General features: G+C 59.4%; 1 protein-coding gene (only partly in view). It reads left to right on the plus strand.

Annotated features, from left to right (window positions below; genetic code table 11):
* Positions 1-16,699: the 3' end of a VCBS domain-containing protein gene (locus tag B9Z47_RS15415; protein WP_146185816.1), read on the plus strand. The gene continues 18,518 nt to the left of window position 1, outside the view; only the last 16,699 of its 35,217 coding nucleotides appear in the window; its start codon lies off the left edge, out of view; its stop codon occupies positions 16,697-16,699.
* Positions 16,700-16,784 lie beyond the last annotated feature (85 nt).

The raw sequence follows: 16,784 nt of genomic DNA on the forward strand, positions 1-16,784 counted from the left end.
CAAGTTCACTTTGACCACGGCCGGTACTTGGACCTACACCATGAACGCGGCTCAAAACCAGTTCGAGGATGGTCTGACATACACCGACAGCTTCACCGCTACCGCCGCAGACGGTACGACCCAAGTGGTGACGGTGACCATCACCGGCACGAATGACGCAGCAGTGATTGCAGGCGTCAGCACGGCCAGTTTGACCGAGAGCGACGCCGCTCAAAACGCCAACGGCACACTGACCGCAACCGACGTGGACGGCACAGCCAATTTGTTTACAGCCCGTACCGACGTGGCTGGAACCAACAGCTACGGCAAGTTCAGTCTGACGACTGCCGGTGCTTGGGCCTACACCATGAACGCGGCTCAAAACCAGTTCGTGGATGGTCAGTCTTATACCGACAGCTTCACCGCTGCCGCTGCCGATGGCACGACTCAAGTGGTGACGGTGACCATCACCGGCACCAACGACGCCGCAGTGATTGCAGGCGTCAGCACGGCCAGTTTGACTGAAACCGACACAGCTCAAAACGCGAGTGGTACGCTGACCGCCACCGACGTGGACGGCACAGTCAATTTGTTTACAGCCCGTACCGACGTGGCGGGAACCAACGCCTACGGCAAGTTCAATCTGACGACTGCCGGTGCCTGGACCTACACCATGAACGCGGCTCAAAACCAGTTCGAGGATGGTCAGACATACACCGACAGCTTCACCGCTGCCGCCGCCGACGGTACGACCCAAGTGGTGACGGTGACCATCACCGGCACGAATGACGCTGCAGTGATTGCAGGTGTCAGCACCGCTAGCTTGACCGAAACCGACGCAGCTCAAAACGCAAGTGGCACGCTGACCGCTACCGACGTGGACGGCACGGCTAATCTGTTCACTGCTCAGACAAACGTGAGCGGAACCAACAGCTACGGCAAGTTCAGTCTGACCACGGCCGGTGTCTGGACTTACACCATGAACGCGGCTCAAAACCAGTTCGAGGATGGTCAGACATACACCGACAGCTTCACCGCTACCGCCGCAGACGGTACGACCCAAGTGGTGACGGTGACCATCACCGGCACGAACGACGCAGCAGTGATTGCAGGCGTTAGCACGGCCAGCCTGACCGAAAGCGATGCCGCTCAAAACGCGAGTGGCACGCTGACCGCGACCGACGTAGACGGCACAGCCAATTTGTTCACCGTACAGACAAACGTGAACGGAAGCAACGGTTACGGCAAATTTAGTCTGACAACGGCGGGTGTTTGGACCTACACCATGAACACGGCGCAAAACCAGTTCGTGGGCGGCCAGACATACACCGACAGCTTCACCGCTGCCGCTGCCGACGGCACGACGCAGATCGTCACAGTGACGATCACCGGCACCAACGACGCCGCAGTGATTGCAGGCGTCAGTACGGCCAGTTTGACCGAAACCGACGCCGTTCAAAATGCGAGTGGCACACTGACCGCCACCGACGTGGACGGTACTGCCAATTTGTTCACCGCTCGTACTGATGTTGCGGGGACCAACGGCTTTGGCAAGTTCAGTCTGACCACTGCCGGTGCTTGGACCTACACCATGAACGCGGCTCAAAACCAGTTCGAGGATGGTCAGACATACACCGACAGCTTCACCGCTGCTGCCGCAGACGGTACGACCCAAGTGGTGACGGTGACCATCACCGGCACGAATGACGCTGCAGTGATTGCAGGTGTCAGCACCGCTAGCTTGACCGAAACCGACGCAGCTCAAAACGCAAGTGGCACGCTGACCGCTACCGACGTGGACGGCACGGCTAATCTGTTCACTGCTCAGACAAACGTGAGCGGAACCAACAGCTACGGCAAGTTCAGTCTGACCACGGCCGGTGTCTGGACTTACACCATGAACTCGGCGCAGAAACAGTTCGAGGATGGTCTGACGTACACCGACAGCTTCACCGCATCCGCCGCCGACGGCACGACGCAGAGCGTCACCGTCACCATCACCGGCACCAACAACGCTGCAGTGATTGCAGGCGTTAGCACGGCCAGCCTGACAGAGAGCGATGCAGTTCAGAACGCAAACGGCACGCTGACCGCTACCGACGTAGACGGCACAGCCAATTTGTTTACAGCCCGTACCGACGTGGCGGGAACCAACGGCTTCGGCAAGTTCACTCTGACCACGGCCGGTGCGTGGACTTACACCATGAACACGGCTCAAAACAAGTTCGTGGGTGGTCAGACTTACACCGACAGCTTCACCGCTGCCGCCGCCGACGGCACGACGCAGATCGTCACAGTGACGATCACCGGCACCAACGACGCCGCAGTGATTGCAGGCGTCAGCACGGCCAGTTTGACCGAAACCGACGCCGTTCAAAATGCGAGTGGCACACTGACCGCCACCGACGTGGACGGTACTGCCAATTTGTTCACCGCTCGTACTGATGTTGCGGGGACCAACGGCTTTGGCAAGTTCAGTCTGACCACTGCCGGTGCTTGGACCTACACCATGAACGCGGCTCAAAACCAGTTCGAGGATGGCCAAAGCTATACCGACAGCTTCACCGCTGCCGCTGCAGACGGTACGACCCAAGTGGTAACAGTGACCATCACCGGCACGAACGACGCCGCAGTGATTGCAGGCGTTATCACGGCCAGCTTGATCGAAAGTGATGAAGTTCAAAACGCTAACGGTACACTGACAGCCACCGATGTAGACGGCACAGCCAACCTGTTCACAGCCCGAACCGACGTGGCTGGAACCAACGCCTACGGCAAGTTCAATCTGACGACTGCCGGTGCCTGGACCTACACCATGAACACGGCACAAAACCAGTTCGTGGGTGGTCAAAGCTATACAGACAGCTTCACCGCAGCCGCCGCAGACGGCACGACCCAACTGGTGACGGTGACCATCACCGGCACCAACGACGCAGCAGTGATTGCAGGCGTCAGCACGGCCAGCCTGACCGAAAGCGACGCCGTTCAAAACGCGAGTGGCACACTGACCGCGACCGACATAGACGGCACAGCCAACCTGTTTACAGCCCGTACCGACGTGGCGGGAACCAACGCCTACGGCAAGTTCAGTCTGACCACTGCCGGTGCCTGGACCTACACCATTAACGCGGCTCAAAACCAGTTCGAGGATGGTCAGACATACACCGACAGCTTCACCGCAGCCGCCGCAGACGGTACGACCCAAGTGGTAACGGTGACCATCACCGGCACGAATGACGCAGCAGTGATTGCAGGCGTCAGCACGGCCAGCCTGACCGAAAGCGACGCCGTTCAAAACGCGAGTGGCACACTGACCGCGACCGACGTTGACGGCACAGCCAACCTGTTCACCGCTCAGACGGACATTAACGGAACCAACAGCTTCGGCAAGTTCAGCCTGACCACGGCCGGTGTCTGGACTTACACCATGAACACGGCGCAGAACCAGTTCGTGGACGGCCAGACATACACCGACAGCTTCACCGCAGCAGCCGCAGACGGCACGACCCAAATCGTCACCGTCACGATCACCGGCACCAACGACGCGCCGGTGCTCAATACCAGCACGGTCGTCACCATGACCGCGATCAACGAAGACGCCGCAACCCCCAGCGGTGTTGATGGCATGCTGGTCAGTGACTTGTTTGCTGCCGTTTCCGACGCCGATGCGGTCCCTCTCAAAGGCCTGGCCATCACCAGCGTCAACGGCAACGGCACGCTGTACTTCAGCACCAACAGCGGCACCACTTGGACAGCAGCTTCGGGCACCTTGAGCGACAGCAATGCCTTGCTGCTCGACGGTGCCAACCGCATCTATTTCAAGCCCGGTGCCAACTGGAACGGCACGGTCGACAATGCCTTCCTGTACCGCGCATGGGATCAGACCAACACTGCGACAGTGGGCAGCCAAGTCAGCATCACTGGCACGGGCGGTATCGGCGGCAGCGCAGCTTATTCCACCGCCTTCGGCAAAGTTGGTATCACCGTCAATGCCGTCAACGATGCGCCGTCCACAGTGTCCATCACCTACACCTGTCTGGAAGAGACGCCAGCACCCGTCAACGGCACTACCACCGGCACAGCCATCGCTGACCTGCCTGGCCTCAGTGGCCTGGATGTTGATGGCACCGTATTGGGTCTGGCGATTGTCAGCCCAGTCCAACTCGGTTATAGCAATTTCTGGTACAGCCTTAACGGCGGCGCCACCTGGACGAACCTGAACACCATCGCCAATATTTCCGACACCAATGCCTTGGTGCTGGACAAAACCGCGCGCATTTACTTCCAACCCAACGCAAACTTGTCCGGCAACATCGGTTATGTCCTGCAGCGCAGTTGGGACGGCACGGACGGTGCCATCTCGGGCTCGATGGTGGATCTGACTGGCAAGACGGGCGGCACAGGCGCTTATTCATCGACTTCTAACCGGGTGCAACTCTCGGTGACAGACATCAACGATGCGCCTTCGCTGAGCGTCACCGCACTGGGTGGCAATTACACGGGCACGCCTGTGTCGGCCTTTGGCAGCGCCAATCTGTACCCTGGTGGATCAAGCGGCGAGGGCGCACAAAAATACATCAAACTGGTCCTCACCGTCAGCGGTTTGATCGATGGCGCCAATGAAACCTTGACGGTCGATGGCAGCACCTTCAGTTTGACCCAGAGCACAACAGGCACGACGACCACCAACGGCGTGACCTACGCCGTGAGCGTGACCGGGTCGACTGCCACCGTCTCGCTCACCAAAGCGGCAGGTGTTGACATAACATCTTTCAATACGCTCATTAACAGCATCGCCTACAGCGATCTGTCGAGCGTGCCCAGCATTGGCAACCGCGTCATCACCCTCACCAGCCTGCAAGACAGCGGTGGTGTGAGCAATGGCGGCATCGACACCGCCAGCCTCAACCTGACCAGCACCGTGACAGTGCCCAATGTGGCACCTGTCAACCTTGTGCCCGGTGCACAGACAGTGGCAGAAGAAGCCGCCTTGAGCGTCCCTGGCCTGAGCGTGAGCGACATCAACGGCAACCTGGCCAGCACCCAACTGAGCGTGAGCCACGGCACCTTGAATGTGAGCATCGCAGGCGGTGCAACTATCAGCGCAGGTGCCAACGACGCAGCCAGCTTGACCCTGAGTGGCACGGCCACGCAGATCAATGCGGCACTGGCCACCCTCAAATACACCGGCGTGCTCAACTACAACGGCGCTGACACACTGACCATGCTGTCCACGGACAGCGCGGGCACACCGCTGCAAGACAGCGACACCGTGGCCATCACCGTCACCGCCGTCAACGATGCACCCGTGCTGGCCGACAGGGTGCTCAGCATGCCTGCGCTCCTCAAAGGCAACACCGCAGCGCCCGTCAACGGCACGGCCGTGGGGGCTTTGGTCAGCAGCTTGGTCGGCGGCATCACCGATGTGGATGCCGATGCTCAAACCGGCATCGCCATCACCGGCGTGAGTGCTGGGGGCGCGCTTTACTACAGCACGGACAACGGGACTACTTGGACCTCGTTCACAGACTTCACCGCCAACCGCGCTTTGGGCTTGCTGAGCAACAGCACCAACCGCATTTATTACGTGCCCGCCAGCACCGACACAGGCACCGTGGCCAGCGCCTTGACCTTCCGCGCCTGGGACCGTTCCGGCGGGGCCGCAGAGGGCGCAGTCACTTGGTTCACCGGGCCTACAGCCTCGTATTCGATAGCTACCGACGTCATCAGCGAGTACATCGTGGCCCCTGTCACGGTCAACCCCGTGTCCACCGACAACTTGGTGGGCGCGTCTGAAGCGCTGGTCGTCAGCGGCACGTCCGATGCGGGTGCCACGGTGGCTGTCAGCATTGGCGGCAACAACTACAACGTCACGGCCAATGGCAGCGGCGTTTGGACCTACACCGGTGCTGCCAGCTCGACCCTGCTCAGCGCAGGGGCCAACACCATCACCGCCACCGAAGTGGTGTCGGGTGTGAGCAGCAGCGCCAACGTGTCGGTGAGTTTGGATGCCATAGCGCCCACCGTGACCAATGTGGTCATCACGGGCAACACGGGCATTCAGAACAACACGCTCAATGTAGGCGACACCATCACATGGACGGTCACCACCAGCGAAGCGGTGACGGTGACCGGCACGCCTCAGCTGACCCTGACCATGGGCAGCACCCCTGTGCTGGCCAACTACGTCAGCGGCTCGGGCAGCACGGCGTTGACCTTCAGCTACACCATCAAGGCGGGCGACACCGATGCCAACGGCATCAGCGTGCCGGCCAATGCCTTGGTGCTCAATGGCGGCACCATCAAAGACACGGCCACCAACAACGCCACCCTGACCACCACGGCACTTACCGACAACGCCAGCTACCTGGTCGACACCGCGGCCCCAACGGTCTCAAGCGTGTCACTCACCAGCTTTACTGGTGGTTATATCGGCCCGTATCTGAACGCCAATGACGTGCTCACGGCCACCGTCAACTTCAGCGAAGCCGTGACGGTGACCAACACCCCACAACTGGCCCTCAACATTGGCGGCACCATCGTGCAAGCCAACTATGCGGGCGGTTCGGGCACATCGGCGTTGACCTTCACCTACACGATTCTGGCGAACCAGACCGACACCAACGGCATCAGCATTGAGGCCAATGCGTTGTCGCTCAACACCACTGGCACCATCAAAGACGCCGCTGGCAACAACGCGACGCTGACGAGCGCGCTGGTGGCAGACAACGCGGGTTTCAATGTAGACAACACCGCACCCGCTGCGTTGACGTTGAGTTTGTCGCAAGACAGCGGCACCAACCCCACCGATTTGGTGACCAACAACGCCCGCATCAAAGACGGTGCGTTTGAAGTCTATGGCGGTTTAGACCTCAAGAGTGGCAACACCACAGGCACCCTTTTGTCTGGTGTGACCAGTGTGACTGGCCTGAATGCCGCTCGTATCTCGGCCACGATGAACGGTACAGGAATAGGCGTCTCTTTTGTTTCGAAAGTGGTGACCGAAGACACGTCGGTGGCAGGTCAATACACGGCGTGGGTGGCTGTGTATGACGGTAATGAAACCAAGGCCGTGAAGATTCGATTCATCGAAGAATTGGTCAATGGTCAAACCGTGGTCAAAGCCTATGGTTTGGCAGAACGTAAATACGCGGGCGACCTGACCAGTTCGACGGGCTACAACTTTGATGCGAGTGGCACGGGAGGCAGTTATTCGGTGTACGAAATCCGCATCAAACCCGCTGTCAGCACCGATGTGTTTGATGCAGCCAACGGCAGTATCGTCACATACAACATTGACGGCGCAGGTTTCAGTGCGTCCTCTTACACCGCCCCCACCTCAACGGGTACGCACACCGTGCAAATGCGCCAGACCGATGCGGCTGGCAACGTCACCGACAGCAACGTGCTCAGTTTCACGTTGGATGCCACGGCCCCAACCGGCGGCACCTTGGCCTTGGCAGCTGACACTGGCACCAGCACCAGCGACGGGATCACCAAGAACAACCAGATCAACCTGACGGGCCTCGAAGGTGGCACGACCACCTGGGAGTACAGCACCAACTCGGGTAGCACCTGGACGACCGGCACAGGCACCAGCTTCACGCTGGCCGAGAGCACCTATGTCGCCAACGCCGTGCAAGTGCGCCAGACCGATGCCGCAGGCAATGTGCAAGCCACGTCGGTTAAAAATGCCGCGCCAATCACGGTAGACATCACCGCACCGACCGGCGGCACCTTGGCCTTGGCGGCCGACACGGGCACCAGTGCGAGCGATGGAATCACCAGCAACAACCTTATCAACGTGACGGGCCTTGAAGGCGGCACCACCAGCTGGCAGTACAGCACCGATGCGGGTGTGACGTGGAACAACGGCACAGGAACCAGCTTCACGCTGGCCGATGGCACGTATGCCGCCAACGCCGTGCAAGTGCGCCAGACCGATGCCGCGGGCAATGTGCAAGTCACATCGGCCAAATACGCTGCGATCATCAAAATCGACACAGGCCTGCCTGCTGCGCCTTTGGCGGTGTACATGAGCGACGATCACGGCACCAGCGGCAGTGACTGGACCACCACCAGCGACGGCGGTTACACCACCTTCTACGTGCTGTCTACAGCTGGCACTCGTCCTTTTGGCGAAATGGCGCAATACAGCACCGATGGTGGCACCAGCTGGTCGGGCACCAGCGCCACGGTGATGACCGATACAGGCTATGGCATCGTGATGCAGGGGGCTTTGCCCACGGTGACCACCACTTACACCTTCCGCGTTCTCGATACGGCGGGTAACGTGTCATCGACTTTCAGCAAAACCTTCACGCCCAGTGCCTTGCCCACGGGGGCGGCATCGGCCACCACCTTCACGGTGCCAAGCACGGCAGACAACAGTACACAAATCGGCTCTGCCAGTGACGACACGTTTGTGTTGAGCCAAGCAGGCATCACCAACTACCTGAGCCAAGCTACGGCTTACATTGAGGGTCAAGGCGGTCAAGACACTTTGCGTTTGACGGGCACAGGCACCAGCTTGAACCTGCTCAACTACATGAACGACTACACCCTGAACAAGATTCAGGGCATGGAGTTCATCGACATGAGCACCGATGCAGGCGCACAAACCTTGATCGGTAACGCGCAGGCCTTTTTGGCGTTGACCAAAGGGGCGTGGTTGAACAACTCGAACTTGGCCACCGGCAATTACCAAATGGTGATCAAGGGCACCAGCGCCGACACCTTGGTGTTGGGCAAGGGCGATGGTTTTGATGTGTCTGGTTTTGTCAAAGGGGCCACTATCAGCAGCGCGGCCAATCAGGGGGCTGCCTACGATGACGACATCAGCTACGACATCTGGACCGACAGTTACTTGAGAGTGCAGCTGCTGGTGCAAACGGGCATTAACGTCAACGTTGAAACCGCGGCCACCAATGCGGCACCTGTGTTGGCCGACACGGTGCTGAGCTTGACGACGACGACCAAAAATGCTGCTGTACCTACAGGTGCCGTGGGCGATTTGGTCAGCAGCTTGGTGGGCGGCATCACCGATAGCTTTGTGGCCTCACAGAAGGGCATTGCCATCACCGGCGTCAACGCCAATGGCACGCTTTACTACAGCACCGATGGCGGCACCAACTGGACCGCCGCTTCGGGCACGTCCGACAGCAACGCCTTGCTGTTGGCTGCTGACGGCGACAACCGCGTCTTCTTCAAGCCCAACGCCAACTACACCGGCACCTTGGCTGACGCCATCACGCTTCGCGGTTGGGACCGCACCAGCGGTATCGATGGTGCATATTTCAGCGCAGGGACCAATGGTGGCACCACGGCGTTCTCGACGGCTACCGACACGGTGTCTCAACTGGTGATGGTTCCTGTCACCATCAACGCCGTATCAACCGACAGCGTCATGGCCAGCAACGAAGTGCTGGTGGTCAGCGGTACGGCTGCGGCCAATGCCACGGTGGCTGTGGGTGTGAACGGCCAGACCGTCAACGTGACCGCCGATGCCTCGGGCAACTGGACCTATGACGGCACCAAGGTTCGCTACATCATGGTGCGCAAGACATTGGCCAACACGTCAGCTACGCCGGATGGTTTCCTGACCGTGGGTGATGTGTCTGCCATTCAAACTGGCACAGGCACCAACGTGGCCTTGAATGCAGGCGTAAATCAGAGCTTTTCGAATACCAATGCGTTTTATTACACAGCTGGATTCTACGCAACAGGCAACATTCATGACGGGAGCGCAATCGATAACGTCAACACGTTTGCCGAAGCCTATGGCACGCAAACCGCGTATCTGACGGCCGATGGCGATGCCTGGGTGCAGTTGGACTTGGGGGCTGCTTATTCGTTGTCCAGTATTTTGGTCAATTCGCGTGGCGGTGCGACGGGTTACACCGACCGAACGAACGGTGCGAGCATCTACGCGTCGGCCAACGACATGAGCGGCATGACACGGGCGCAACTCAATGCGTCTACGCTGGTCAATTCGGCGGTGATCAGCGGCTTGGTTGCCAGCGTCACTTCACAGGCATACACAGACAATGCGACGTCGATTTTAGGTAGCAAGTTGCCGGCCAGCACCACCATCACCGCGCAGCAAACGGTGTCGGGCTTAACCACCACCGCCTCGGCCAACGTGACCGTGTTCTCGTTGGTGAGCAGTAGCCCTGCTGACAACGGCCTTGTGGCTTACTCGGCCTTGGGTAACGACCTCACACTGACCTTCAACCAAAACACGGCCAAGGGCACGGGCAACATCGGTTTGTACTACTCAAATGGTGGTCAGATCGATTTGTTTGACGTGGGCAGCACCGCCATCACCGGTTGGGGCACCAAAACGCTGACCATCAATCCAAGTTCCAGCTTGGCGGCCAACGAAAAATTCTTCTTGCAGATCGCCCCCACGGCCATCAAGGACACGGCTGGCAACGCCTATGCAGGCATTGGCAATGCGACGGGATTGAACTTCAGCACGGCTGCGGCCGATGGCAGCATTTCCGTCAACCCGCTTTACACCGACTCCAACGCCACCAGCTATTTGGGCCAGACCGTGTCGGGCGCAGGCGATGTGAACGGCGACGGGTTCGATGACTACATCGTGGCGGCACCTGGCATCCACGCGGCGTTTGTCATCTACGGCAACGCCAGTGGCGTGGGCACGGATTTGCCCAGCGACGCGATTGCCGCTTCCAAGGGTTTCAAAATCTCGGGGGGCAACTCGCTGGGCTATTCAGTGTCTGGCGTGGGCGACGTGAACGGCGACGGGTATGCCGACGTGGCCGTCAGCACCAAGGAAACAACCGGTTCGGTATATGTGGTGTACGGCGGTGCCAACCTTGGCAATGCGGTGACCTTCACAGGCGCGAGCTTCGACATTGCCAGCAGCAGTGGTTTCAAAATCACCGGTGCTGCCAACGACAAATTGGGCGTATCGATTGCAGGTGCGGGCGACGTTAACGGCGATGGCTTGGCCGACATGATTGTGGGTGGCGAGGGGACCAACTCGGCCACTTACGTGGTCTATGGCCGTGCAGGCAGCACGGGCCTGAGCTTGGCCGGTGGCACCATTGCGCCTGCCGATGGCTTTGAAATTGTGGGCCCAATCACCAATTACTTTGGCTCTGCCGTCTCAGGCGCAGGCGATGTGAACGGCGACGGCTTGGCCGACCTGATTGTGGGCGCCTACGGTGCGCACGCTGCCTTTGTGGTGTTTGGCAACAGCACCGGTACAACGGCCACGATCAGTGGAACAGGCGATACAGCATCCATCGCCGCAGGCAGTGGTTTCAAGATTTTTTCTGCCGCTGCAAGCAACCAATTGGGCATCAGCGTGTCGAGCGCAGGTGACGTCAACGGCGACGGTTTGGCCGACGTGATTGTGGGTGAAAGGGGCAACTACAACGCTTATGTGATCTACGGCAAAAACAGCAACACCACGGTGGACATCAATACCGCCAACGATTTGGCGGTGTCCAGTACCGGCTTCAGGATCAAGGGTTCTTCAGGAAACCTTGGCCGCAATGTGTCTGGCGCGGGTGATGTGAACGGCGACGGTTTTGCCGATGTGCTGGTCTTGACGGAAGCGAATTACGCTTTCTTGGTGTACGGCAGTGCCAGCGGCACCACGGTGGATGTGTCCACTGGCACCATCGCCTCGTCTGCGGGGTTCAAGATCACGGGTTCAACCATCGGGACGTTTGCCTATTCGGCTTCATCTGCTGGCGACATCAACGGCGATGGTTTGAGTGACTTGGTATTGGGCACCTACAGCGGTGCTGTGCCAGGCTACAGCCTGCTCTTGGGCGGCACGCAGTGGATCAGCGCCGCTGTCAGCGGCAGTGGCACCGTGACGGGCACCGCAGTGGCCGAAGCCATCATCGGTTCGGCCAGTGCCGACGTTTTGACGGGCGGGGGCGGTGTGGACCGTTTCTTTGCAGGCTTGGGCACCGACACCATCGTGCTCACCGCCAGCGACATCACCAACTTGGGCAACAACGCAACGGGTCAAACCGCCAAGGCTGTGGTGAGCGGTGGCGGTGGTTTTGACACCCTGCGCTTGAGCGGTGGAGCAGCGCTGAATTTGACAACCATCAGCCACGCAGGTGCCATGGGTGTGGAAGAAAACAGCCGCATCGAAAGCATTGAGCGCATCAACTTGAGCACCGACACGGCGGCCAACACGCTGACGCTGACGGCCTCTGATGTGAAAGACATGGCAGGCTTTAACCAGATCCACACCGGTACGGCCAGCGCCGACGGCAATGTGTGGACCAATGTGACGGGTACGGCTTTGGGTCTGAACACGGCCTTTCACCAGTTGGTGGTGGACGGCACCTCGTCTGATGTGGTGAAACTGGCTGCAACCAGCGATGCCTGGGTCAACGCCGGTACGGTGAGCAATGGCACGAGCAACTACACGGTTTATCAGAGTGCTGCTTCTCGTGCGCAAGTGATCGTCCATGCGGGTATCACCAATGTGTTCACAGAGTCGTTCCCGGTGCTGGTAGGCAGCAACCCCAGCGACAACGGTTACATGATGGCGCTGGACAGCAACATTGTCCTCAACTTCAGTGAGTCGGTGCTCAAAGGCACAGGGGCCATCGGTATTTACAAGTCTTCTGACAATTCATTGGTTGAAAGTTTTGATGTGGTTGCCAGTGGCCTGGTGACGGGCTGGGGGACGAGCAGCCTGACCATCAATCCGACCAATGCTTTGCTTGCAGGTACGGGCTATTACCTCAAAATTGCAGCCACTGCCATCAAAGACTCGGCAGATCTTGCCTATGTGGGTATCAACGATGCCACGACGCTGAACTTCAGCACGGCAGATGCCAGCGGTGCGGTGACTGTGGCCATCAATACCGGTTCTGCCGCGGGGTCTTTGGGTTCCTCGGTTTCCAGCGCAGGCGACGTCAACAACGACGGTTTCGACGATTTCATCGTGGGCTCACAAGGCACCAACAAGGCCTATGTGGTGTATGGCGGCTCAGGTGTCACGGGTCTGAATTTGACCGGCCCGGACATGGCGAGCAAGGGTTTCCAGATTTCCGGCTCCAACCAGTTGGGTTACCGGGTGTCTGGCGCGGGGGATTTCAACGGAGATGGCTTCGCCGACCTGATCGTCAGTGGCGACAGCTCGACAGATAACGTTTATGTGGTGTTTGGCAGCGCCAGTGCCACGGCGGTGGCCATTGATGGCAGCGGCAACTTCACAGCCGGCAGTGGTTTGAAAATCACGGGGCCTGGCAGCAGTTTCTTTGGTACGGCTGTTTCGGGGGCGGGTGATGTCAACGGTGACGGTTTGGCCGATTTGATTGTCGGTGCCGACAACAGCGGTGCGGGCGGCTACGCTTCAGCTTTCGTGGTGTATGGCCGCACGGGCACGGCGAGTTTGAACCTCAGTTCGGGCACCATCGCGAATGCCGATGGTTTCAGGATGTCAGGGCCAGCCGGCAGTAAATTTGGTCAGATGGTGTCGGGTGCGGGCGACGTCAACGGCGATGGCCTGGCGGATTTGGTGGTGGGGGCTTCGGGCATCAGCAGCGCCTACGTTGTTTTTGCCAGCACCACAGGCACCGGCATGACCCTCGATGTCAGCAACAACTTGCCTGTGGGCCGTGGTTTCAAGATCAGTTCAGCACAAACCGGGAGCACGCTGGGCTATCGCGTTTCCAGCGCGGGCGATGTCAACGGAGATGGCTTGGCCGACGTGGTGCTCAGCGCAATGGGCACCAACAATGCCTATGTGGTGTATGGCAAAACCACTGACACGGCCATCAGCATCGACAGTGCAGGGGTCATTGCCGCGGCCAGTGGCTTCATCATCAGTTCTGCAGCTGCCATCAGCTTAGGCGTGTCGGTTTCCAGTGCCGGTGATGTCAACGGCGACGGATTGGGCGATTTGCTGGTGGGTGCGAGTGGGGCAAACAGTGCCTACCTGGTCTATGGCAATGCCAGCGGCACCTCGGTGAGCATTGACAGTTCAGGCACCATCGCTGCGGGCAGTGGCTTCAAAATTGCGGGGCCGGCCAGCAGCGGTTTGGGCAACTCGGTGTCTGGCGCAGGCGATCTCAACGGCGATGGCCTGGCTGACCTGATCGTGGGCGGGTCTGTGGCCACGGGGGCTTACAGCCTTATTTTTGGGGGCACACAGTGGGTGACGAGCGCCATCAACGGCACAGGCACGGCAGCGTCTGAAGCCGTCTTGGGCACGGCCAACAGCGACACGCTTTCGGGTGGTGGCGGTGTGGACCGGTTCTTTGCCGGTGCGGGCAACGACACGGTGTTGTTGACCGCCAGCGATGTGACCAACCTGAACAGTGCGACCACCGGCCAGATAGCCAAGGCGATGGTCAGTGGCGGCACTGGCTTTGACACCGTTCGCCTGAGCGGCGGCGCAGCCTTGGATCTGACCGCCATGAGCAACGCAGGTGCGATGGGTCTGGAAGAAAACAGCCGCCTCGAAAGCATCGAACGCATCGACTTGAGCACAGACACAGGCGCCAACACGCTGACGCTGACCGCCAAAGATGTGAAAGACATGGCCGGCTTCAACGTGATCCACACCGGTACAGCCAGCGCAGATGGCAAGGTCTGGACCAATGTGTCGGGCACAGCCTTGGGTGCCACGACGCCCTACCACCAATTGGTGGTCGATGGCACGTCGGCAGACAGTGTGGTGATGCCTGCGACTGACTCATATTGGGCCTACAAAGGTGTGGTCAGTGACGGAGCCAGCACCTACAACGTGTATCAAAACTCTGGCGCTGGCACGCAAGTGTTGGTCAACACGGCTGTGACGAATGTGTCGTACCCGACGTATTCGATAGGCACGGCCAGCATCAGCCTTGGCTCGAGCGGAAGTTTGATCGCGCCAGTGCAGGTGGAAGGCAAGTGGTACTACTTCTGGGACAGAAACGGTAACGGCACGGCTGACTCTGAAGTCTCCGCTTTGGATACAGTCTCCAACACCACGTTGGATACGATATTTAAATACGATGTCAACGGCAATGTGAACCCTGGAACGACGACCAGCGACACCTATCGGTATGCCACTTTGAATGGCGTCAAGTTGGCATTGATCACCTTGAACGACGGCGCTGTGACCACGATGCACTTGGACGGTACAGGCAGTGCTTACCAAACCGGTACGGCCGTATCAGGTCAAGGTACAGCCGATAACCCCACGTTTGGCGGCATGTTGGCGATTTGGGATGCGTTCAACGGCTCATCGACAGGCACGCAAATTGGCGCTTTCCCATCGGGATGGGGTACGGGCGGATTTAAAACATCCACACCGGGCACTCAATATCACACATACGTTTATTTGAGTAATGGTGATGTGGGGTACACGCCAGACACGAAAGCCACATATGTGGCATTGCAAGTGGTCAATACCACCCCGGTTTTGGATGCGTCACAGTCGCCCACGATGACCGCAGCCATCGGCGGCGGCACGCCCACAGGCGCGGTGGGCCGATTGCTCAACACGATCGTGACCAATGGCATCAGCGATGTGAACGACAGTGTCATGAACACGGTTCGTGGCATCGCGATCACGGGTTTTGACAGCACCAACGGCACGCTGCACTACAGTACCAACGGCGGCACGACCTGGGCGGCTGTCAGCGGCGTCAGCACCACCAATGCGTTGTTACTGGCCATAGACAGTGACACCCGCTTGTATTTCAAACCTACCCTGAGCAACTACAGCGGCACGACCAGCCCCATCACGTTCTGTGCGTGGGACATGTCTGCCAACACAACCGAAGGGGTGTATGTCACGACCACATCAGGCGACACGACGCAGTTCAGCACGGCATCCGACACGATTGCGGTCACGGTGAACGGCAGCGTGGCCCCGTTGGTGTTCGACCTGAACCGCGATGGCGCTTTGTCTTACAGCCAAGTGACGATGGACGTGAATGGCGACGGCCAACTCGACACCACCGCCTGGGCGGCAGCGCAAGACGGCGTGCTGGTGTGGGACAAGTACGTCGATGGCTTGGTGCACGACAACAGCCAGTACGCGTTTGCGCAATACGCCACGCGCTACACCAGCGACAAGCCCGCGACCGACTTGCAAGGTTTGGCCGAGGTGTTTGACAGCAACCAGGACGGTGTGTTCGACGCGCAAGACGCCCAGTTTTCCGAGTTCAAGGTCTGGCGAGACGCAGACCAGGACGGTGTGAGCGATGCAGGCGAAGTGCGCAGCCTGAGCGATTGGGGCATCACCTCGATGAGCTTGGTCAGCGATGGTGTGGTGCGCCAGCCTGCAGCCGGTGTCACCGAGGCGGGCCGGACCTTTGCCCAGGCCAGCGATGGTTCTTCGGTGTTGGTGGCTGACGCCAGCTTTGAAGTGCAAAGCCTGGCTTACCGCATCAACCCGCAGGGCGATCTGAGTGTGCTGGGTGCCGAGATGGAGTTGGACCTGGCCAGCTTTGTGGCCTCGCACGGTGCGATCCGCAGCGTGGACTTGACGGGCACGGGGGCCAACAGCTTCAAAATTGACCTGAACGATCTGCTGCAAAGCGGTGTCGATGCGCCGTTGCAGGTGGACGGTGACGCGGGAGACCGCGTGCTGTTCAACGAGGCGGACTGGCGTGTGATGGGGTCGGTGGAGGCCAATGGCCACAGCTACACCGACTATGCGGCGTTCAACGGCGCATCGGCCTGGCTGCGCATTGACCAGTTGTTGATCGACCGGATTGCCTGAGCGGGCGCTGTCCATGCCGGGGTGAATGCCCTTGCATGGACCGTGGGCAATGCCGGGCCTTGCCATGGCTTGTCGTGTGCGACGT

It is taken from the genome of Limnohabitans sp. 2KL-1 (genome assembly GCF_003063435.1).
Classification (GTDB): Bacteria; Pseudomonadota; Gammaproteobacteria; order Burkholderiales; family Burkholderiaceae_C; genus Limnohabitans_A.